The 22816-nt window shown below is 47.1% G+C and carries 17 protein-coding genes and 1 pseudogene; 4 read left to right on the top strand and 14 right to left on the bottom strand.

Annotated elements, in window-relative coordinates; translation table 11 throughout:
- Positions 1-251: 251 nt before the first annotated feature.
- On the bottom strand, positions 252-2015 hold the full coding sequence (locus tag QT996_RS19160) for an NFACT RNA binding domain-containing protein (RefSeq protein WP_333048356.1): 1764 nt from the start codon (positions 2013-2015) through the stop codon (positions 252-254).
- Between the two features lie 229 nt (positions 2016-2244).
- On the bottom strand, positions 2245-3798 hold the full coding sequence (locus QT996_RS19155; RefSeq protein WP_333048355.1) for an NAD(P)/FAD-dependent oxidoreductase: 1554 nt from the start codon (positions 3796-3798) through the stop codon (positions 2245-2247).
- A gap of 292 nt (positions 3799-4090) precedes the next feature.
- Between QT996_RS19155 and QT996_RS19150 the strand changes: the two genes are divergently transcribed.
- A complete protein-coding gene (locus QT996_RS19150) occupies positions 4091-4678 on the top strand; it encodes a hypothetical protein (protein WP_333048354.1) in 588 nt (195 codons plus the stop codon).
- Positions 4679-4950: 272 nt separating this feature from the next.
- On the opposite strand, the gene QT996_RS19145 is transcribed toward QT996_RS19150, so the two are convergent.
- From QT996_RS19145 to QT996_RS19130, 4 genes are all read right to left on the bottom strand, one after another.
- On the bottom strand, positions 4951-8013 hold the full coding sequence (locus QT996_RS19145; RefSeq protein WP_333048353.1) for a tetratricopeptide repeat protein: 3063 nt from the start codon (positions 8011-8013) through the stop codon (positions 4951-4953).
- Between the two features lie 65 nt (positions 8014-8078).
- A complete protein-coding gene (locus QT996_RS19140; protein ID WP_333048352.1) occupies positions 8079-8765 on the bottom strand; it encodes a tetratricopeptide repeat protein in 687 nt (228 codons plus the stop codon).
- A gap of 167 nt (positions 8766-8932) precedes the next feature.
- Positions 8933-9328: a hypothetical protein gene (locus tag QT996_RS19135; protein ID WP_333048351.1), complete on the bottom strand. Its 396-nt coding sequence runs from the start codon at positions 9326-9328 to the stop codon at positions 8933-8935.
- Positions 9329-9676: 348 nt separating this feature from the next.
- The gene (locus QT996_RS19130; protein ID WP_333048350.1) at positions 9677-10159 is read right to left on the bottom strand and encodes a hypothetical protein; all 483 of its coding nucleotides are present in this window, start codon (positions 10157-10159) and stop codon (positions 9677-9679) included.
- Positions 10160-10369: 210 nt separating this feature from the next.
- Between QT996_RS19130 and QT996_RS19125 the strand changes: the two genes are divergently transcribed.
- Entirely contained in the window at positions 10370-10555 is a 186-nt protein-coding gene (locus QT996_RS19125) for a ribbon-helix-helix domain-containing protein (RefSeq protein WP_332952640.1), read from the top strand.
- A 322-nt stretch (positions 10556-10877) separates the two neighbouring features.
- Here QT996_RS19125 and QT996_RS19120 read toward each other — a convergent pair whose 3' ends face one another.
- The 5 genes from QT996_RS19120 to metK all read right to left on the bottom strand — a co-directional run bounded on the left by QT996_RS19120 (position 10878) and on the right by metK (position 18455).
- A complete protein-coding gene (locus tag QT996_RS19120) occupies positions 10878-12863 on the bottom strand; it encodes an ATP-binding protein (RefSeq protein WP_333048349.1) in 1986 nt (661 codons plus the stop codon).
- 143 nt (positions 12864-13006) lie between these two features.
- Positions 13007-13348 carry a hypothetical protein gene (locus QT996_RS19115; RefSeq protein ID WP_333048348.1) on the bottom strand — a complete coding sequence of 114 codons (342 nt, stop codon included), beginning with the start codon at positions 13346-13348 and terminating at the stop codon, positions 13007-13009.
- Between the two features lie 88 nt (positions 13349-13436).
- Positions 13437-15353: a HEAT repeat domain-containing protein gene (locus QT996_RS19110; protein ID WP_333048347.1), complete on the bottom strand. Its 1917-nt coding sequence runs from the start codon at positions 15351-15353 to the stop codon at positions 13437-13439.
- A 459-nt stretch (positions 15354-15812) separates the two neighbouring features.
- Positions 15813-16985, bottom strand: coding sequence for a family 10 glycosylhydrolase (locus QT996_RS19105; RefSeq protein ID WP_333048346.1), 1173 nt, complete (start codon positions 16983-16985; stop codon positions 15813-15815).
- Positions 16986-17192: 207 nt separating this feature from the next.
- Positions 17193-18455, bottom strand: coding sequence for a methionine adenosyltransferase (gene metK / locus QT996_RS19100; RefSeq protein WP_333048345.1), 1263 nt, complete (start codon positions 18453-18455; stop codon positions 17193-17195).
- A 440-nt stretch (positions 18456-18895) separates the two neighbouring features.
- Between metK and QT996_RS19095 the strand changes: the two are divergent.
- Positions 18896-19120, top strand: a pseudogene (locus QT996_RS19095) (AAA-like domain-containing protein); the annotation flags it as partial.
- Between the two features lie 264 nt (positions 19121-19384).
- Here QT996_RS19095 and QT996_RS19090 read toward each other — a convergent pair.
- Both QT996_RS19090 and QT996_RS19085 read right to left on the bottom strand, forming a co-directional pair.
- Positions 19385-19732, bottom strand: a complete 348-nt coding sequence (locus QT996_RS19090) for a rhodanese-like domain-containing protein (protein WP_333048344.1) — start codon at positions 19730-19732, stop codon at positions 19385-19387.
- A 102-nt stretch (positions 19733-19834) separates the two neighbouring features.
- Positions 19835-20464 carry a hypothetical protein gene (locus QT996_RS19085; RefSeq protein ID WP_333048343.1) on the bottom strand — a complete coding sequence of 210 codons (630 nt, stop codon included), beginning with the start codon at positions 20462-20464 and terminating at the stop codon, positions 19835-19837.
- Positions 20465-20659: 195 nt separating this feature from the next.
- Between QT996_RS19085 and rpsD the strand changes: the two genes are divergently transcribed.
- Positions 20660-21268 (top strand): 30S ribosomal protein S4, encoded by a 609-nt coding sequence (gene rpsD, locus QT996_RS19080; RefSeq protein WP_193975783.1) that lies wholly within the window; start codon positions 20660-20662, stop codon positions 21266-21268.
- A 272-nt stretch (positions 21269-21540) separates the two neighbouring features.
- Here rpsD and QT996_RS19075 read toward each other — a convergent pair whose 3' ends face one another.
- Positions 21541-22743 (bottom strand): catalase, encoded by a 1203-nt coding sequence (locus QT996_RS19075; RefSeq protein ID WP_333048342.1) that lies wholly within the window; start codon positions 22741-22743, stop codon positions 21541-21543.
- Between the last annotated feature and the right edge of the window lie 73 nt (positions 22744-22816).

The following is a 22816-nucleotide window of genomic DNA, read 5'->3' as shown; positions in this document are numbered from 1 at the left end:
AAGGGTTCTAAAAGAAATATCATCTCTCTTAAGCGGTATTATAACAACAAAATTTAATTTTTTGTAATAATACTTTACATTCCGGGCGGATATTAATTTTGAGGGGGCGATCGCACTCCCCGTCACTTTGTATAATCACAGTCGGCTTCCAAAACCCGGTTTCTGCCTAGGTTTATGGGTTTTAAACAGGTTATTTTGCGTAAAAACCAGGTTTCGATTACCGATCGACCTTTTTGCTCACTTTATATAAATCAAGCCGGAGCTTGCTGCGGTCTACCCCAGACAATCCGCTCCTGCTTGTATACAACCATACCCGGTTTCGCACCTTTCGGTTTGTATACATATTTCGGTTCTGTATAAACCACCGGGACTTGTTCGCTGTGGCGGGCGCGACTGTAATAAGCAGTCATGTCGGCGGCAAATTGCAAATCAGTTTCTTCAGCCACAGTACCGGGTTTGAGACGCAGCAAAGCGTGGCTTCCGGGAATCTCTAGGGTGTGGAACCACAAGTCGTAGTCGTTGGCGGTGCGAAAAGTGAGTTGGTCGTTTTGGCGGTTGTTGCGCCCGATTAATAATTCAAAGCCGCTGGGGGTTTGGTAGCGGTGAAATTCGATCGCAGCATTTTTGTCGGTACTGCGGTAATCTGGTACGTCTAGATATTTTTGCTGGATCAGTTCTTCGCGGATTTCGGCGAGGGTTTGCAAATCTTGGGTGTTGCGGTAGGTTTCCAATACCGAAAGTGCGACTTCAACTTGTTCTAAATAGTCGATTTCTTCCTGTACGGCGGCTAACAAAGGTTCTACTGCAATGCGGGCTCTTTTAAGTTTTTGGTGTTTTTTGTAGAGGGCTTGAGCGTTTTGAACGGCGTTTTTTTCCGGGTTTAGGGAAATGATAACTGGTTTCTCGGTTTCAAAGTCGGGGAGAGAAATTGATTTCATTCCTGGTTCCCAATGCTGCAAATTTGCCATCAGCAAGTCAGCTTGGGATTTGTGGGTGTCGGCGTCTGCGGATTGCTGCAAGCGTTCTTTAAATGTGTTGGCTTTGAGGCGCAGTTTTGCCAGGACGTTGTTGAGTTTTTGGGTAAGCTGATGCCGCAGTTGGGCGAATACTTCTTGATTGATTTCGCCTGTGTAGTAGCTGTTAAGTAATTCTTGAACCGAAGAGATGGAAGAATCAGAGGTTGGGCACGGGGACACCGCCCCTACATTGTGATTTTCTGGTCCGGGCCAATCGATGACGGTGTAGCCTTCGGGAGTAAAACTCGGGTGAAATTTGGAGTTTTCTAGGCATTGCAGCCAGTATAGCCAGCGCTGGAATAGTTGCTGCCATTCGTCGGGATTGAGGCTGTCGGTGGATTGTTCGGGGTCTAAAGAAGCCGATCGAATCAATGACAAAACTAAGGCTTTACTCATCCCTCGGTAATTCTTCAACAGATTACCCTTTAATTGACCGGGAACCAGGCTAATTCGCGATTTCCACCGGTTTTGAGATTCGCTCAGACTCGGCACTGCATCGGTCAAAGACGGGGGCATTTCGTAGGGTTGCCCGGTTTGGATGGGGCGGACGGTGGACTGTTTGGCGCTGACTTGGTGGGCGCAGGTGACAACGAGGTTGTCTTGGGCGGTGAGGATGACGTTGCTGTACTTGCCCATGATTTCGGCGTAGAGGTGCCAGAGGGCGGGTTCTCCGGGGCGTTTGGCGAACTGCAAGTCGATGACTCTTTCCCAGGATGCAACGGGGGCGATGGAAACTAAGGCTAAACCGCTGAGTTGATGCCGCAGTTGTTCGCTGAAGGTGAAGGTGTCGGGAATGCGGGGCGGGGGGTCGCCGACGCAGATGCGGGCGGCCACTGGATGCCAGGAAAGGTCAATCCAGCCGCGCCCTTTCATGGTGCGGAGGGCTAGGGACACGGTGAAGCGATCGCGCTGGTAGACTTGTTCTAAGCGCGCTGGCAGCCATTGGGCTCGCAGTTCGCTGCAAGTGGCGGTTAAAGTTGTAAAGTCTACAGGTTGCACGGTATTCTCAGGGCGATCGAACTATCTATTTCTATGCTGACAGATATCGGTCACATTTTACTAATTATATAAAATTATTGTTTACTCTTGCTTCGGGTCCTTCCCTAGGAAAGCTCTTCAATAATTCCGTTAATAAATAACAAATAACTAATAGACATCTCCTAAAAAGCAGGTTTTGAACAGGCACAGGGCCTCTTCCACAAGAATTATGGGAGATATCTAATAACAATTAATTAATAACTTCCCGAATCAATTGCAAATGTTTGTACAAAGGTGCGATCGTATTGGCTGCGATCGCCCCGCTAGCAGCAACAGCGGGCAAACCAATTCCCGGAAACGTCGAATCTCCGCAGCTAAACAGCCCCGCTAAAGGTGTTGTCGGCCCGGGAAACAAGCCGCTACCAGCCCGAATTCCGGGCCCGTAGGAACCGCGATGGCGGCGCAAAAACCGTTCGTGGGTGAGGGGTGTCCCAACTAAGGTGACTTCTGCGCGCGATCGAATATTGGGAATAATTCTCTCTAAGGCTTCCCACATTACCTCGGCGCGGACTTGTTTTTGCTGCTTGTACTCTTCGCTGGTGCGATCGAGCTTTTGCCACAAATCGTAAGGCTCGTTTCCGGGGGTATATGCGTGAATGACGTGCTTTCCCGAAGGCGCGAGGTCGGGGTCGAGGAGGGAGGGAATCGAGACGAGAACGACGTTCTGAGGGGCAGAAACGCCCATTTCCCAGTCTTTGACGAAGATGTAGTGACAAGCCAAGTCCGATCGCACTCCGGCAGCATCAATTCCCAGATGCAGGTGCATGAAGCTGTCGCACTCGGGCGTCGCCTGCCGCTGTTGCCGAAACCTTTGCGGGAATGAGGTTTCAGGCAACAGTTTCAGCGTATCCCAAACGGAAGCGTTGGAGACGACGGCTTTGTGAGATCGAATAATTTTGCCCGATCGCAACCGCACGCCCGCAGCCCGGTTGTTTTCCACCAAAACTTCTGCAACGTGGGAATTTAGCAGCAACCGCCCTCCGTGGCGCTCTAAACCGCGTACCAGGGCATTTACCAAAGCTGCACTACCGCCGATCGGATAGTCCAAAACTGCATTGGGGCGATACCAGTCGGCAAACATGAAAGCGACTTCGGCTGCGATCGTTCCGTCTGCGGGAAGTCCAGACAGCAAGAAACACAACAAATCCAGCCAATTTCGGACAAAGGGATCTTTGACATTTTTGTCCATAATTTTGCTGAAAGGGCCGGAAAGTGCGATCGCGTCGCCAGCACTTTGCAGGAAAGCTGGCGCAAATTGGCCGAGGGTAAAAACAGCGCCCAAATCGAAGCGCAAAGCCAGGGAGGGCAAGGCTATGGCAGCTTTGGCGTAGGGTTCCATGATGCGCTGGAGTTGCTGCCATTCGGCGACTGCTTCGGCGCCGCGCAGTCGTGCGAGCACTTCGCCAAATTGACTCGCACCAACGGATGTGTCGAAATCGCCTTCTGGCAAACAGCAACCCCAGGTATCGTAGGTGATGCAGGGGAGTTTTTCGCCGATGGCATCCAAAACTTGCCGCAGCGGATTTGCAGACGGGCTGTAGGATAATCCTGAGTACAGGGAGGGCCCGGAGTCGAAGCTAAATCCGTCGCGTTCAAAACCGTGTGCGGCGCCGCCCGCGATCGAATGGCTTTCGCAAACCACAACCTCAAAGCCATAGCGGGCGAGCATTGCAGCGCAAGTCAAGCCGCCTGTGCCGCTGCCGATCACGATGATTTCTGTGTCTGTGGGGGCGATCGCAACCATGTTTTTCTCCGCTACTTCAGCTAATATTATCAATGTCTTGCAGCTTTAGGACTTACGCATTTAACAGATGCGATCGTCCCTAGCCCTCCAAAACACAAGTGGGAAGAAGCAAGCAGTTGACTGTAGGCTCGATCCTCCCTAGCCCCCCTTAATAAGGGAGGGACAAGAAGCAGTCAAAGTCCTTGTTAAAAAGGGCTGGCTTAGAAGCATTCAAAGTCCCCCTTCTTAAGGGGGATTTAGGGGGATATAGACTCAGCTACCACCCTTAAAATACAAATCTGTATATTATTAAATGGAAAATATATCTCTTCTAGAACAAGCTGCCCAATCTAATTATAAACCATCTCCCGACGCTGTAGTCGCTGCCCTCCTAGAAGCTGAGAAAACCGCGAAAAAAAATAAAATTCGCTATTCTTTCGAGCAATTAACCGGCAACTGGCAACTCTGCTTTATCACCGGCACCAAAAAGACTCGACAAAAAGCGGGGATTGTGTTGGGTGCGGGACGTTACATCCCTGAGTGGGTGGCGAAAATTCAAATTGGTTATTCGGCAGAACCTGTTGCTGAAGGGGAAGAGAATAGCGAAACCGGCAGGGTGGAAAATTCGGTGCAAGTTGGGGCGATCGTACTAACTCTTTCCGGGCCGACTAAGTTTTTGGTTAATAAAAATATTTTAGCTTTTGATTTTACCAGAATTACGGTGAAATTGTTGGGTAAAAGTGTGTATCAAGGATTTATTCGCGGTGGAGAAGCGCGGGAGGCGGATTTTTTTAGTTTGAGTGTGGGGAAACAGGCATTTTTTGCATATTTTCTGGTAGAAGATGGGATAGTTGCGGCTAGGGGAAGGGGCGGCGGCTTGGCTTTGTGGGGGAGAGTTTAGAGGAATTGAGGACACGGCAATTTAGGACACGGCAATGCCGTGTCCCTACCCCAAAATAATCGATCGCCCTGGCTTTGATATAACCATCACCCGATTAATTGTAGGGACACGGCACTGCTGTCTCCTGACTGTGGGTAACGGGCAAAATCAACCGGATTGGATGATGAAATTGCCCGATTAATTGTAGGGACTTAGGCATTGCCGTATCCTGACTGTGGTTAATATCTCTGGAACTAAATACGTCAAATACACGGTTTACCCTTCGGTATTAACTACCGCGCATCGCCAATTAAAATAAACGGCGACCAATAAAACGGATGCCGACTAATTTGACTCAACTTAGCTTGCCGCAATGCTTCATTTTTACTCATCCCCTGATTAATATTTTGATAAAATTGCACCATCAACTCTTTAGTAGCTGCATCGTCAACACTCCAGAGACTCGCCATCACGGCTTGCGCGCCCGCACGCTCGAATATATAGGCCATTCCCGATATTTCTTCACCGTTAGAATTAACTTGTATGGCAGTTTCACAAGCGCTTAAAGTGATGAGTCTGGTATTTTGCAATCCCAATAAGGCGGCATCGCGAATATTGAATTGACTGTCAGCAAACAGCAGCGTGTTTTCATCCATGCCCAAATTTTTACAGCCTCCCAGTTGGAAACAGCCGTGAGTTGCCAGGTGCAAAAAGGGAAAGCGGGGCGCTTGAGTTTTGAATCGATCGAGGGTGGCGTCATTGCCGATATAAGCGGAACTTCCTGACAATAATTGAGCGATATTTCTCACTTCTGTTTCGGAACCGGGTAGATTTTGGGGCGGGCGGGGGACGGGATTTCCTAATGCTAAGACTCCGCCTTTTAAAGTTGAATCGGGCATTGTCCTGGTGGAAATGCGGGTGAGATAGTTGAGGGGATATTTCTGAATGAGGAATTCATTTGTTTGTTTGTCATACAGCGTTTCAAAGGGGATGTAGCGCAGTTTTCCCGTGGCGATGATGCTCAATTGTTTGGGGGAAATAGCTTTAATTTGGTCTTCGATCGGACGAATCAAGATTTCGTAGATTTTGCTGCCTGTTACGGTGAAGTTTGTTTCGCCAATATCTTGCACTTCTTTGCGGTATTGAGTGAGAAGATTGTCGAATTCTTTGGGGTCAATCGGAATTTTTTTAACATTTAAACTGTCTTTTGTCAAGACAAATAGGGCGATCGTATTGGGGACATTATTGACATTTGTCAGCAAGACGGGTTGAATGACTGCTGTTCCGGGTGCGATACTTGCTTTCAGTTGGGCGATGTCTTTGGGTGTGGTTTCAAAGAGTTCGGCGACTTCTGGGAATTGGCGGGAGATTTCTTCTGCTGTGCGGTTGACTTCTGCTTCTAATTCCCGCATTTGTCGGGAGAGCTTTTCTGAGAATTTGTCTTCGAGTTGGCGGCGGAGTGATTGGAGTTGTTGGTTTTTTTGATTCCATTCATCAATGGCTTTTTGTGCTTGGGGGTTGGTAACTTTGGCGTCAATTAAACGGGTGTAATCGGCGAGATCGGCGGTGGTGGCGATGTTGACCCATTGGAAAGCCCGATTGGCCTGGTTTTGGTCGATTAGGAGGGAGATGAGGCCGATCGCTTGTCCTCCGTATTCCCAATAAAAACTGTTGCGATTTTCTCGCTGCAAAACACTCCGTATTTTCAGGAAAATGTTGACGGATTGTTCCAAATTTTTGATGGCATCAGTGGGTTTATTCGTATCTCGGTAGAATGCACCGATATTACTCAAACTAACAGCAATGCCTTCTAGATCGCCTATTTCCCGAATAATTGATAAAGCTCGATCGTAGTATTTCAATGCTTCTTGCGGTTGTCCGATACTGTGGTAGACTGAACCAATACTACTCAAAGTAACAGCTTCCCCCCTGCGATCGCCCACAGACCGGTTAATCGGTAAAGCTTGATTAAAGTATTTCAATGCTTCTTGGGGTTGAGAGATTCTGAGGTAAACCTGACCAATATTACTCAAAGTAGCAGCTTCCCCTTGGCGATTGCCCACTTCCCGCCTAATCGGTAAAGCTTGGTTATAGTATTTCAATGCTTCTTGAAGTTGTCCAATCCTGTTGTAGACTAAACCAATATTATTCAAAGTAGAAGCTTCCCCCCTGCGATCGCCCACGGACTGCCTAATTGGCAAAGCTTGGTTCAAGTATCTCAATGCTTCTTGGGGTTGTCCAATTTTATTGTAGACTAAACTAATATCATTCAGAGTAGCAGCTTCCGCTCTGCGATCGCGCACCGATCGGCTAATCGTTAAAGCTTGGTTATAGTATTTCAATGCCTCTTGTGGTTGAGAAATGTTGCTGTAGACTGAACCTATATTATTCAAAATAGTAGCAACACCTGCGCGATTGCCTACTTCTCGAGTAATTGGCAAAGCTTGGTTAAAATATTTTAAAGCCTCTTGTGGTTGAGAAATTTCCTTGTAAATATTACCTATATTATTCAAATTAACAGCAGCTCCTGCGCGATCGCCCACGGACTGCCAAATTGGCAAAGCTTGGTTCAAGTATCTCAATGCTTCTTGTGGTTGAGAAATAGCTAAGTAGACCCCAGCAATATTATCCAAAGTAATAGCTTCTCCCCTGCGATCGCCTAATTCCCGCCTAATTGGTAAACTTTGGTTATAGTATTTCAATGCTTCTTGCGGTTGTCCAATGCTGCTGTATACTACACCAATATTATTCAAAGTAACAGCTTCCCCTCTACGATCGCCCACTTCCCGCACAATGGGTAAAGCCTGATTATGGTATTTCAATGCTTCTTGTGGCTGGGAAAGGTAGTCGTAGGCTGAACCGATATTATTCAATATAACAGCAACGCCGCCGCGATCGCCCACAGACCGCATAATTGGCAAAGCTTGGTTAAAGTATTTCAATGCCTCTTGTGGTTGAGAAATGCGGAGGTAGACCTCACCAAGATTAGTCAAATTAGCAGCAACCCCTTCGCGATCGCCTAATTCCCGCCAAATCGATAAAGCTTGGTTATAGTATTTCAATGCTTCTTGTGGTTGAGAAATTCTTAGGTAGTTAACACCAATCTTAGTAAGTGCTATAACTTCACTTTGCCTCTGTTTTAATTGTCGTGCAATAGCTAAAACCTGCTGCCATGTTTCTATTGCTTGTCGGGGTTGTCCTCGACTTTCCTGTTGCTGTGCTTGCTGTATGAGTTGGCGAGCTTTTTCAACTTGTGGATTTTGACTTTGCGCCCAAATCGGTTGAACCATCACCGGCATAGTCAGAGGAGTCAGACACACACCCAAAACCAAAACACTGCTAATAATTCGTTTCATAACCTTACCTAGTTCTCCTCATCAAATTCACCAATCCTCTAACTGCCACCCTGAAATGTCGATGTTCATTTGGGAATTGGCTGGATATTGCTTTTACTGGGCGATTGACTTTTGTTTTGTATTGAATCAATATTCCTCAAAATAAGTGCTTCCATCGCACGATCGCCCACTTCCCTGCTAATTGGTAAAGCTTGGTTAAAGTATTTCAATGCTTCTTGCGGTTGGGAGATGTGGTTGTACACTGCACCAATAATATTCAAAGTATCAGCTTCCTTCGCGCGATCGCCCACTGCCCGCCAAATTGGTAAAGCTTGGTTGTAGTATTTCAATGCTTCTTGTGGTTGGGAGATGGCGAGGTAGGTAAAACCAATAGTATTCAAAATACCAGCTTCCCAGTCGCGCTCGCCCACTTCCCGAAAAATTGGTAAAGCTTGGTGTAAGTATTTCAAAGCTTCTTGCAATTGGGAGATACCAGCGTAGTTCGCAGCAATAAAACTCAGTGCTCTAGCTTCCATTCCTTTAGCTTCAAATTTTCTTGCAATGGCGAGAACTTGCTGCCATGTTTCGATCGCTTGTCGGTGTTGTTTTTGTTGTGTCTGTTGCATTGCTTGGTCAATGAGTTGCTTGAATCTTTCAACCTCTGCATTTTGACTTTGGGCCCAACTCGGTTGCACCATCACCGGCACAGTCAGAGGAGTCAGAAACACACCCAAAACCAAAACACTGCTAATAATTCGTTTCATCTTTTTCATAATTTACCACTGACGATTAATAGAATAGGTATCTGAATTTGGACTTACGCGAATTTTACTTTTACTTGCTGTTCTTGACTGCTTTGATATTATCCAAATAATTACAATTAAATAACTAAGTCGCTGTCATGTCAATTCATATTCTTCAGAAGCTGTATTCATAAAAGTCATAATTTAAAGCTATGAGGTTCATCAATCTGACGTTTTTTCTCAATTTTCGCAATAATTTCATCTATTTCAGCGGATACTTTAGTCAATTCTTTAGCTTTTTCAAGCAAGCGATCGACCAACGGTGATGGCAATAATTCCCACGGTTCGTCAAAATCATCAGAAATTGTAATTAGTCCTTTATCGCTGCCAAATCTGCTGTGCTTAGGCGAGGATTCTTCAACTTCATCGACAGTTTTTGGTTCAATTCCTGGTTTGATATCTTTGATTTGATTTTGTTGAGATTGCATTCTTTGTCTGAGAGAAATTGCCGATATTAGGTCAGACCAGGTAAAGTTTTCAGGGAGTCGAGCGATTAAATTGCGGACTTCTTCTTTAAGATTGATGGTTTCCATCGGTTTTAATAAAGAGAATATGGATTTTAATTGTAGTGTAAGCGATTTTGGAGCGATCGACCTTTTAGCAACAGTCTTAGGGTGATAAATTTATCTAATTATTCGTAGGTTGGGTTGAGCGAAGCAAACCCTCCGTTTCACTCCGCCCAACTCTTTGGGGCTAACAAGTTGGGTTTCGTTCCTCAACCCAACCTACAACTACAACTGGACGCACTCCGACCAAAGAAACCGGGTTTTTATCGAATCTGCGGGCTACAACGAAATATTTTCGTAAAAAACCCGGTTTCTGGCCCCCGACGGACTTAATGCAGAGTCGCTACAATTGTCCCCGTCATTTGTGTTTATTGATTAAGCCCGATCGCACACAACCTCAAAAACACCCTCTGGAATAAACCGACACAAAGCCCTCCGCCGATCGTCCGCATCTTGGCGGTTGACAAAACGCGCAATTGTATAGTGCTCAGCATTCGGTAAAATTCGGACTATCGCCCAAGAATTGCGATCGCCCTGCTTTGACTTTTCAGGTGTTTTCCCTCGCGAATTTGAATTGAGTTCGATCGCGGGGCGATCGGCGATGGTCGGAGAATTGGCTTTTCTGAGAGTGTTGAGGTAGCGGGCGATCGTACTACCTTTGAGATTCGCCCCGACGCGCAGAATCAGAAACACCGCACAGCTTTCGATCTCTGGCCCAGTCATGCGCGCGCGATCGGCCTCAAAATCCTCATCCGAGTAACTGCCGATACCCGACAGCAGTTGCGTGATGCCAAAATCATTCAAAGCTTGTTGATAGCCGCGGTTATATTCGCTGCCGTCGCTCACAGGCTTTACCATAGTAATAGTCTCCTTTTATGTGGATTGTCTCCTTGTATTTGGGGAACCATCAGCCAGCGCGGGCCCTGCAAAAGTTCAGCGCTGGCTTTTGACTCTCTAAGAATATAGCGCACAATGCAGCATAATGCAACACTATGCTGCATTGTCGACAATCTTGTCTAAAATACTGGACAATGACGATCGGCTTAAATAAGAAACAATTAACCTCTAATGTCTAAACGCATATCAACCTCGATAGGAGAAGGAATCTATGACCTACTTCAAGAGTGGGCAAATGAGGAACGCCGTTCAATCAGTGGCTTGTCAGCATTCATTTTGGAACAAGCAGTGAGAGAACGCCAAAAACAAATGCAAAAACAGTCCCCACCATCCGATGAGAAACAAGATAAAAGTTGAGTGCAGTTTGTAGGATCGATCTTTTACTCCGTTCCCGGTAGAACCTTATCTACTTCTTCCTTCTTCTTCCCTCTTCTTCCTTCGTGTCCTTCGCGTCTTCGCGGTTCAATAATACTAAATGAAATTTATCGGAATCGATTTAGGTTGGAGTTCAGGAGCAAGCGGCTTGTGCTGTTTGAATTGGCCAAATAACCAATTAGAATTAATAGAGTGCGATCGCCCCCACTAGCCAGACTAAAGCATTTGGACATAAAGCCAGAGGTTGGAAACATACATTTTCGCCCCTCTGCCTAGCCCCTAAATCTCTCGCCCAAAAATCACATCACCCGTTTCCTGCAGGTATGCGGACAGTGAAAATAGACCCCTTCCCCTCCTCGCTTTCCACCAAAATCTCCCCACCCATCATCTGACAGTAGTAGCGGCTGAGTGTCAGCCCCAATCCCGCGCCGTCGTACTGTCGCGTTGCTGAACAGTCAGCTTGCACAAAAGCTTCAAACAATTTGTGCTGTTGTTCTTCCGACATTCCAATTCCGGTATCCTTAACAGAGAAGCAAATCCAATCCGACTCTTGAACATTCAGCAGAGGACAAGCGATCGCCGCAGAATGAGTTTCATCGGCAGCCATTGAATCGTCAATCGCCGATCGATCTGCTGCATTCAATTTGCCGCTTCCTTCAATGCGCCTGACACTCAGTTTCACCCTGCCGTTTTTGGTAAACTTAGCAGCATTACTCAGCAGGTGCATCAAAACCTGCCGCACTTTTTTGAAATCTGCGTGAATGATACCCGCAGTTCGATCGCACTCAATCTCCAAAACATTGCCATTTTTCTCTACCAAGGGTTTCGCGGCACTCGCAACATTGTCAACCAGGGATTCGATGTCAAATTCCTGGATTTCGAGTTTCATCCCCCCCGCTTCAATTTTTGACAAATCGAGGATATCGTTAATCAAAGATAGCAGGTGCGTACCCGCCTTCTGAATCTTGTGCAAGTCGGGTACAAACTCATCAAATCCCGCATCCTGGGCATCTTCTGAAAGTAGTTGACTGTAGCCGATAATCGCATTTAAAGGCGTTCGCAATTCATGGCTCATATTTGCTAAAAACTGGCTTTTAGCAGTGTTAGCGGTGACTGCCGCTTCCTTAGCTTGTTTCAACTCTTTTGTATGTTCGGAAACTCGCTCGATTAAGTGATTGAGAGAGACAGCCAGAGAGCCTATTTCGCCTTGTGCCGTGAGGGGGGCTCGCAAGTCAAAATTAGACTCAGCGGCTACTTGTTCGGCGACCTTCGTGACACTGATAACAGGTTTGGCGATCGCCCTACTGGTGCGGTCAGCCACAACTCCAGCCACTGCTACCGACAGCAGCATACTAATGATAATTATCCCCTTTTCGATTCCTTGAGCGCCCTCCATCACTACACCGCCTTGCCCCTCTTGCTGCTGGGCAATGTTAATGATTTTGTTCAATTCCTGAAGGCGGTTGTCGAGCTGTTTTGCACCTTCTCCGCTTTTTGTCGCCAACAATCTTCGGGCCGACTCTATCTCCCGTGGCGATAATGGCGTTAGCGAAGCCCTCGAAGAGGATCGCTGGATTTGCTGCAAGCTTGACTGGAGAGTATCGGCGTAGGATTCTAAATTTTCTGTGCAATCTTGCAGTAAAGCTTTGAGAGTCGCAGGTTCTGCGGCCAGCCATGCAGGTTGGCTGTCGGCAAAGTTTTCTATTTGCAAGCGCAGGTTTTTCGCCTTAGTAATACTCGCGACCAACTGCTCTTTTTGCAATTGTAGTTTGGCTGAATTGTCTACAAAAGAATCGAGCTGTGCTCCCTGCAATTGCGCCGCCAGCGCTGCATCTTTAAAATTGCCCAGCAATTGCGCTTGCAGGTGAGCATCATTGAGTTGGTTTACTCCTTGTCCTTGGTAGTAGTCGGCGATTAGCAGTCCACTCAGAGAGCCAATAAAGCCGATTCCTATTGCCAGCAAATACCCGCCACCAATTTTTTGATGGATGGGCCAACGACCAATTTTAGATGGCCAACTTTTGCTAAGTTTGAAGGAGGATTTTTCTACAAAATCCTGGCTGGATGTTTTTTGGTTCGCGGTTTCTACAGAAGCCACTTGTTCGGAAAAAAAGAGCGGCATCAGTTTACCTACATTGCTATTTTTTTTGTTAATCTTTCGCGTTAATACAGGCTTTTCCTGCTGGTTAAATGGTTCTAAGTCGGAATTCAATTCCCCTTTGCCTTCCCAAACGGCAACCGATAGACTTGCTTCGTCCCCTGTTTTTTTGAGCAAGTTAATTTTTGACATATGCAACCGCTGTATTCTGTTAAAATCTACCACGCTCTTAAGTTCTCCAAACGGAAAAGCTTGTCTATTTTCTAGTAGACATCGGCGAAAAAGTATCTAAAACTCTTGTCGAGTCAGAGGAGAAACTTAAATTCGGTTGATGTCTAATAGATAATTAGGCTGTTGATGGCTGTTGCCACATTACTTTTTCGACTCGTAAAAGTCTGCAGCAGGCAAAAAAAGAAAAATTTATCCGGGCAGTTAATTATCCCCGCGTGGAATGTTACAGCCAGAAAATTCTGGCTGATATGTTTTGCCTGTGAGTTCCCCCAAGCTGATATTGTCTGTTGACAATGCACCCGATTCCTCAGCTTTGGAGTTTTGCTGTCAGCAATGCGACGATTGCTTGACGGTTTTTGTTGAGCATCCGACGACTTTCTAGCACAGAATGTCATAAACACAGCAGCCGATCGAACTTTTGCACCCTGGCGATCGACTTTTGGCATCGTTGCCCCGCACAGACTTGTCTGACGTGAAGTGTTGTTAGTTGAGTATAACTGTAGGGCTTGCGAAAAGAAACCCGGTTTCTGCCAGTCAACTGTTGGCGATTGCGAGTTCTGGAGTTGTGGTGGTCAATTCGATCGCCAGTGCTAGCTTACCGTCTCTACCCAAAGCTTCATCGGCGAACTGTACCATCCAGCGATTCGGCTTGGCTTGGGGTCTGGCGGCGAGTACCAAGGCCCAAGCTTCCCGTTCTTTGCCACGACCCAACAGCGCAGCACACACAGTCAAAGCTGTGGCCGTTGAACGGCTGATCCCACTTTGGCAGCAGATCAGCAAACTGCCTCCCTGCGACGACATTTTGAGGGCGAAGTCAATAATTTTCAGTACATCCTCAAGGGTAGGCAAGATTTGATCGGGGTCGTCAACGGGGGTGTCGAGGTCGTTAAACTCCAGGCACATCCGGTTCGGGATTTGATCAAAAGTTTTGGGTTCGGGCACACCCGGACTGCCGATCGAGATCAGGTATTTAATCTCGCGTCGCGCAGGGCGCTCAACAATGTATTGGCTGGCTTCTACTTGCGAAGCAATCAGGATTTCCGGCAGTTTTTCATCCGAGAAATCTGCAGAGACTGAGGGCTCAAAATCAACTGTTTCTGCCTCAGTCCTGACATCCGCCAAGTATTGGGCTGCCAGGGCACGAACGTCAGCAAATTCGCGATTTAAAGCTGTTTCCAGAGCCAAAATAGCAGCCGTTGAGCCAATTTGACCGAGGGATTTAACAGCCTTTTGGCGCACTCCAGAATTTTCGTCCCCCAGCAGCCGCACCAAACCTGCCACAGATTCCTCTGTCCCTATTTCCCCCAAAGCAGCAGCAACTCTCCACCGCACATAAGATTCGCTGTCGCCAATTGCGCTCGCCAGTCCCGCGACCACCATTTTTGGCAATTTCGCATCTCCCTCTGTATTGATGTTCCCGAGGGCAACCGCCGCCCTGCCGCGCACGAAAATATCTGGATCCGAGAGCGATCGAATTACCGCCACCATAGCCACCTCGCTGCTGATTTCTCCCAAGGCAGAAACTGCACTGCCGCGCACGTCTGAGTCGTCATGGTTGAGGGCTTGCACCAGCCCCGCCACAGCCGTTTCCGTGCCAATTTGTCCCAAAGCCTCGGCGGCCCTCAAAGAAACTGCATAGGAGTCGGGATCATCGTGAAGCAATTCTATTAAGCCGGGTACTGCCTCACAATCGCCGATTTTCCCCAAAGCCGCCGCGGCCCTAGCGCGGACGATGTGATTTTCATCTCTGAGGGCATTCAGCAGCCCGGAAACTACCTCAGAGACGCCGATTTTCCCGCAGTTGACGGCAGCCCGCCAGCGCACCTCCGAATCTTGGTGTTTGAGGGCTTTCAGCAGCGCGGGGACGGCTGTTTTCGGGTTAATTTTGCCCAAGGCCCAAACAGCCCAGGCGCGCACCCTAGACTCTGGGTGTTTGATGGCTTTGAGCAGTGCTACGGCGGCTGGTTTCGAGTCAATTTCTCCTAAAGCCCAAGCGGCCCAAGCTTGGATTTGGGAATCTTGGGATTCGAGCGATCGGGCTAATTCAATTACTGCTGCTTCGGAGCCTATTTTTCCGATCGCTCGAATCCCATCAACGCGCACTGCACTTTCTTTGTGGTTCAATGCGGCCACCAGCATCGGAATTGCCATATCGGAACTTGTTAGGGCCAGCAGTTGAATTTTGAGCAGTGGCGAAGTGGGGATTTTTTCGATTAATTTTATGGTGGCTATTTGAAATTCTGGCTTTACCGTTCCTGCTAGCTTCGAGCCGAGTTTTAAATTGACTTTGAGAGCTAATTTTACTGCCCGCAAAGCCAGACTTTGCTGTTCTACTTGCGGCAATATAGTCGCCAAGGTTCGCATCCCTTGTTTTTGTTTCAAATATTTTTGATGGAATTGAGCATCGCTGAGCTCGGGTAGCTGTTGGATGAGGCTTGCTGCTGAGTTCACTGATTTATCCTAATATTTTGGCGAGCGGTTGAGATTGCTCTTTTAAACTGTCTTTAAAAAATATGGCGTCTACAAAACGCTACTTCTAAAAAAAAGCTTGCACCCACTTCTAAAATATGTCTTATTCCACTATTTTTGCAACTCCCCAATTATTAATTATTGGGTTTGTTTGGGCAATCACCTTGACAATTAGTAGCGCTTGCTGCTTGGCATCGCTGCGCTTTTAACTGGCCTAGCTCTGCTATATCATTTTATGCTCACATCGTGCACCATTGTCAGCAACAGGCAAGATGCCTGTTCCACAAGAAAATTCCCCCTTTGTGGAACAGGCATCTTGCCTGTTAATAAAAGCTTATTGAGAATGGTGTAACATCTTATTTTATACCAACTTGGTTTGAAATAGCGATCGGCACGGTTGACCGCAGCCAACCGGAAACAGCTTGATTGCGGGACAATCTCTCAACGAGCATAGGGCCCTTTTTTCAAAACCTTAGCCAAAGCGTTATCGTTCTCTCGCAAACCTTCGTAAAAAAACATGACTTCTCCTTGAATCCCGCAAGAGCGGTTGTAAGCAATTACTTGCAACAACAGCTCGGGAGTTATGCTATATTTGCTAGCTCGATTCGTCAACAAAATACCGGGCGACACGCACTTTACTTGCTGCCCGCTAAGCTGTCCCCCGATCAGTTTATCGACCAATTGTTTGTAAGCATTAAAATCGCGGCGATAAAACTGCGGGTGAAACAGATCGACCAAGTTTTTGTCAACCCAAGCTTTAGAATCTTGCAAATATTCCACCAGTCCCCAGTCATAAGGACTCGGCGACATCGATAGCAACAAATCAGGATTAATAGCTTTCACTTCTCGGTGTAAACGAGCTACAAACTCAGTAATAATATTAGCACGCCACTGCACCCAATGTTGCTCTTTACAATCCGATGGTGCTGCTCTACCGCATTCTTCTCGATAGCGTTTAACCGTTTTTTCGTCGTAACCGCCTTCTACCGGAAACGCAATGCGATCGTCTCCTTGAACCCCGTTTACCGGATAATTCTTAGCAACTTCCAGCATCAACCCCAGCACAAAGTCTTGCACTTCCGGGTCAAGAGAATTCATCCAGTCAAAGTTATTTTTCTTAAGTAAACTGCCGCTAGCATCACGGGCGGTCCACTCAGGTTTTTTCGCCAGCAAATAACCGCCATTGCGATTGTAAGAACTCACAAATCCGTATTCAAAACAAGGAATAACTTTTAAACCAACTCTCTTTGCCTCAACACATATTTCTGCTAAGGGGTCGCGACCTTGATAGCGCGAGTCAATTTCCACCCCAAATTTTTCTCGCATAATTTTAGAAGGATAAGCCGTATAACCCTGGCCCCAAATTAGAGGAAAAACGGTATTAAATCCCGTATCGGCGAGAAAGTCCATTGCCTCAGCAATTCGCTCTTTTGATGTGAGAACTTTGCAGTCAGTCGTGGGTATCCAAACGCCACGAATTCCACCAGGATTGTTAGTCGCAAACGAACTGGGCAGCGTTGCTGGATTTGGTGCCGAAAATCCAGTCGCCAACTGCCGTTGGAAGGAAGAGGCAAAACTGCGAATTGCTGATTGGAAAGGTGTGAAAAATCCCATTTATTTATTCTTTTTTCCTTTGAAGGTGGGTACTGAACCCGCTACGTTATTATTGATTGGTAGCACCCGATATTATTTCTGGATAAGATGTACCGAAGAACCGCCTATATTATTTATGGATAAGGTGCGGAGTACGCACCCTACATTCATTGGTAGCACCCAATAGTATTTATGGATAAGGTGCGCGTAGCGCACCCCCAAATTGTACTACCCAGCTACTCCCGACAACTTCTGGCTCAAAGCTTCTTTCAAAAGTTCCGCCTTATCAGTTTCCTCCCAAGGCAAATCTAAATCAGTGCGTCCGAAGTGACCGTAAGCCGCCACATCTTGATAGAAACGGCCGCCTCTTTCAGCCGGCAAATTCTGCAAGTTAAATGCCTGAATGATGCCCGCAGGACGCAGTTCAAAATGCTGCTTCACAACTTCCAAAAGGCGATCGTCATCCACTTTTCCAGTGCCAAAAGTTTCGATCATCATGCTAACAGGCCGCGCAACGCCGATCGCATAACTCAACTGCACTTCGCACTTTTGGGCCAAACCAGCCGCCACGATATTTTTAGCCACGTAGCGACAAGCATAAGCCGCGCTGCGGTCTACCTTGGTGGGGTCTTTCCCAGAAAAAGCACCGCCACCGTGACGGGAATAGCCGCCGTAGGTATCCACAATAATTTTGCGGCCCGTCAAACCCGAATCTCCTTGAGGCCCGCCGACCACAAATTTGCCGGTGGGGTTGACAAGGAAGCGAGTTTCTGCATCCGGCTTCACGCTAATATCGGCAAACACTGGTTGGACGACAGCAGTCCAAAGGTCTTGTTTGATCTTGGCTTGAACTGCGGCCGTTTCTGTGAGGTCGCCGATCGTTTCGGTGTGCTGCGTAGAAATTAAAATCGTATCTATGCCAACAGGTTTGCCGTCCTCATAGATGACTGTAACTTGGCTTTTGCCGTCGGGACGCAGGTAAGATAACTGACCGGTTTTGCGGACTGCGGCCAGTTGACGGCAAATCCGGTGCGCTAAACTGATCGGCAGAGGCATCAATTCCGGCGTTTCGTTGCAAGCAAAACCAAACATCAAGCCTTGGTCGCCAGCGCCGATGGCGTCCAATTCCTCTTCACTCGATTGTTCCCGGCTTTCGTGGGCTGTATTCACCCCTTGAGCAATATCGGGAGACTGAGAATCAAGAGCCACCAACACTGAGCAACTATTGGCAGAAAACCCGTTGTCAGCGTGGATGTAGCCAATATCGGCTATTTTTTTCCGGGCTAATTCTATGTAATTTACCTGAGCTTTAGTGGTAATTTCGCCCGTCAGCAGCATCAAGCCCGTGTTGACGACAACTTCGGCTGCGACGCGGCTTTTGGGGTCTTCAGTCAGTAAGGCATCTAAAATCGTATCTGAAATTTGATCGCAGATTTTATCGGGGTGGCCTTCAGTGACCGATTCAGAGGTAAACAGGTAGCGACGTGACAATGATTATTTCTCCTTAGATAGGGGCTCTTCCTGCGCGACCTCGACGACCGACGAGTTATTTTTCCGGTAAAGGCCAAGAATGAGCGCCTCTGGGCTACCGTCGAATTTTTGTCGATCTGCAGAGCCGTGTTGAAGCAGGATTTGAGATTGGGTAAAGTGACACTACTATAGCAAAGTCAGTTCCGGGAAGTCCCTAAAAACTTAGATTTTGTAGGATTGTCGATCGATCTTGGACACCGCTCGTCTAGCTCCTAACCTGACAAAGGTAAGATACAGTCAGGGTATTGCCTGGTGCAAGGACTATGGCAGGACTCCAAAAATCCCCAAACTCGATCCAAACAGTTGCCGAGCTAGATTTTCCCGGCGGCCCCATACCGCTTGACTCTCTATTTTATATCGATCGATCACCCGCGGAAGCCTGAGCTGGCGAAGAAACTAGCAAAGCCGGGAGCCTAATTTCCATGAAAGCTCCTAGAATAATGGGCAAAAGTTCTCTGATGCTGCGGATAATTCACGCGGTGGTCGATCGTGGATACCGCACAGTAACTGTAGACTTTCAGCAAGCCGACGCACCGTTTTTTGCTAGTTTAGATCAATTTTTGCGCTGGCTTTGTGTCAATGTCGCTCGCCCACTCAAACTCGAACCAAATCTAGATGAATTATGAGATGAAGATATGAGCAGCAAGGTAAGCTGCTTTTTTTACTTTTAAAACTCTTGAAGGTCAGTCGATTTTAGATTTTAGATTTTAGATTTTAGATTTACCCCACAGATAAATCTGGGAGCTTGAACTAGGGTCTAAAATTTTTATCTTTCCACGACTTAAGTCGGGGGCTTGTATCCGTTTTTGGGCTGGTCAAAGATCCGAAGCGGCAGTTGAAAACCGCTTCTTGTCAAACCAAGTCCTAGCGAGCGAGGGACTCAACAATATTTAATAGCGGGGGACGGTTCGATCGACCATCATTGAGTAAGCATCGATGCCACCAACGATATTTTTAACATTGGTAAATCCTCGCTCGGTTAACCAATGGCACATTTGAGCCGATCGCACTCCGTGATGGCACAGAACTAGGGTTTCTGTGTCGCGATCGAGTCTAGCGTCAATTTCACCAGACCATTCGGCAAACTCGCTCAGCGGAAAAGCTACAAATCCCGGCAGCGCAGCCAGCTCAATTTCGTAAGGTTCCCGCACGTCCACAAGCTGCAATTTCTCAGCATTGGTTGTGGCTAATTGGCTACCTAATTCTTCGACTGTAATTTGAGCAAAAATTTCTGACATTTGATTATAAAAAAGAAGTCATTAGTCATTAGTCATCTGTCATTAGTTATGAATCACTTAACAGTCAACAGTCAACAGTCAACTGTCAACTGTTAACAGTGATTAATTGACGGGCGAAGGCGGTGGAATTAGCTCCACAGGAGGGGTCGGTGCAGGACGCCCGTCCAACTGGCTCACGCTGTCCCTGGGGTCAAGACAAGTGGCGATTAACCGATCAGTGGGAAATTCGAGCCTGCCGCTCAAACCGACTACGCATTCAGCAAACTGTTGTGGCAATAAACTGCGGCGACATCCATCGAGAACTAGCAGGGGAGCCGCAGGTTGAGTTCGACTTTTGCTGTTAATATTCACTACGCAAGTAGCCAATTCGTTGGGACGCCTCACCTGCCGACAGCTAGAGAGCGCTTCGACACCCGAAATATTGGTTTTGCGGTTGATTTGGAGAGCGCATTTAGATATGTCGCGGGGGTGGAGGGCATCAGCACAAGCGGCGGCGGCAGCCTCTGCTCCCACTCCGGCGTCGATTAGTTCCAGGGCGCAGACGCGATAGGGATTCCTAGAGCGAGGGATTCTAATAGTGATGGCTGATGCTGGTGAGATTGGCAGTGCTGTTGCTAACAAACCGAGTGCTGCTAGCTGCGTGCCGAGAGCCAATATCCAGCGCCCGGTAGGGCTTGAGACTGTCGGTGCTGACTTTGGGGAAGAAGTGTGGGAAAAATTGCGGTTGTGCATGGCAGATCGAATAGTGAGTTTTTTTGGCTGATTGGGGCGATCGATCGATCGGCTTTTCCTTCAGAATTTACCGCACAGTATGGATCGCCCTGCGGTCGATCGTTTTTTATCGATCTTTGTTGGAATTTTGACCGTTACCAACCTATAATATAGAGTCTGCATAAATTTGCATACAGATATTAGAGAGGAAAATAAATGTCTCGATATCGAGGCCCCCGATTGAGAATCGTCCGTCGCCTGAAAGAGTTGCCCGGTCTAACCCGCAAAACCCCCAGACGAGATTATCCGCCCGGACAGCATGGTCAAAACCGCAAAAAGCTCTCTGAGTATGCGGTTCGCTTGCAAGAAAAGCAAAAACTCCGTTTCAATTACGGTGTGACGGAACGCCAACTGCTCCGTTACGTCCGCAAAGCCCGCCGTGTCACGGGCTCCACAGGTCAAGTGTTACTGCAATTTTTGGAAATGCGCTTGGACAATACTGTGTTTCGGATGGGAATGGCTCCAACCATTCCGTCCGCTAGACAATTGGTAAATCACGGTCACATAACTGTCAATGACCGTGAAGTCAATATCGCCAGCTATCAGTGCAAGCCTGGTGATGTGGTTGCTGTGAAAAATAGAGAGCGCTCGCGCACAATGGTAGAAGCTAATCTCAAAGACCCAGGCTTGGCTCACTTGCCGAATCACTTGGAATTTGATAAGCAAAAACTGATTGGCAAAGTTAACGGCGTTATCGAACGCGAGTGGATTGCTCTTCAGATTAACGAACTGCTAGTGGTGGAATACTACTCACGGCAAGCCTAATTTATTAGTCATCAGTCGTTGGTCATTAGTCATCAGTTGGTTGCTAGCAGAATAATTAATAATTGGGTACGAACCCAGTTATTGATTAATTGCTACTGAATAATGAGGACTAAGGACTGAGCACTAAAAATTAATAATTTTCAACAATCCCACCCCCTAAAAAGGGATGGGATTTTTTGAAGGTTTCGCTTGTTAACTTCTTTGAGTGGTCATGTACTCAGACGACACCTGGCTGATGGCATTAAATGATGTCCCAGCCTCAAATTATTCCCTTAAAAAGTTTCTTCTCCTGTTGGTTCTTGGTGGACAAGACCTCGCTTTTGAAGGCGATAATTCGCTACAACGGGGTAAACAACACCGCGTATCCGATTGATGGCGCCTACAGGACGATGAACTGATAAGCCGTTCCAAGGAGAATATCTCAGGTTTTCGTTGAAATCAGATTGTTTTTCATAATCAATAATCTGATGCTTCACGGTGAGACGACCTACTCTCAAGAATGGTGAGTCCTGTTCTTTCCAGACATTGATGCCATCGTCGATCGGCATTTTTAGGCTCGTTTGGAACTGAATGCCAAAATCCCACCAGTATTCGGCATCAGGTTTCGCCAAGGCTTGAATTAGATTCTCCCGGTAATAATTGTCTAGTTGTTTGGGAGCGAAACCCAAGGCTTTTTCGCGAGAGGGAAAGGGAAATTTAGGAATTCCCGGTCGAGATTCTTCTGGAATTATCTCGTGCGGTGGTTTGCATGAAACCGGAGTAAACCCATACTTAATTACAGCCGGATATTCGACAGGAACTACACCAGGCTGGGAAGGATCGAAATCGGGATTGAGGCCCAAAGCAGAGGGTGAACCGCTCCAATATTTGGCTGTTAGCAAACTCTTCGGAGTCCGGCTACCCGTAAGCGTCGAGACCGCTAGAAAGTGTCTGGGATGTCGAATTAGCCACTTTTTCAATGCCTCTGGTGATTCAACCAGAGCCGAAAAAAAGCCGTAGTAATCTTTGATGGTTTGGCTCACAAATATTTCTGAATTGTGAACAATGATGTCCTGGGTTTTTGACTCGTGGCTTTGCGCCAGTCGTTCCCCTTCCACCCCCATCACTTTCACTGATATTGAGCGCGAATCTTTTTGGTAATCAGGGTATACTTTGGTAGCCCCATTAGCAAATCGCAACCAAACAGGATATTCTTTGGGTTTTGCTAGCAAACCTTGCTTAAGGGAAATCGCATTCAGTTGTGAAGAAGTTAACGAAGCGCGTTTGCCCAATTCCCGTTTAATCGCTTCCTCATCAAAGTCAAAAATTTCCAGAGTTCCTTTAACGCACGCATGAGTTTTGGCGTGAGTATCTCGCAGCGCCCGCTCCTTATTCCCGTAAAGATTATCCATCCGAAGCTTGGCTTGCTCAACCAAAAGATCGTAGTATTTGCGTTCGTCCTGTTCGGGATATTCGGTAAATAACTTCTTGCTCATAAATAACCTTTTAAAAGCTGATTTTGGCGATAATGGTTGGCATTTTCCCGTTTAAATTTACCGGATTTTTAAC

It is taken from the genome of Microcoleus sp. S13C4, assembly GCF_036700865.1.
Classification (GTDB): domain Bacteria; phylum Cyanobacteriota; class Cyanobacteriia; order Cyanobacteriales; family Microcoleaceae; genus Microcoleus.
This window is presented reverse-complemented; position numbering and strand designations above follow the sequence as displayed.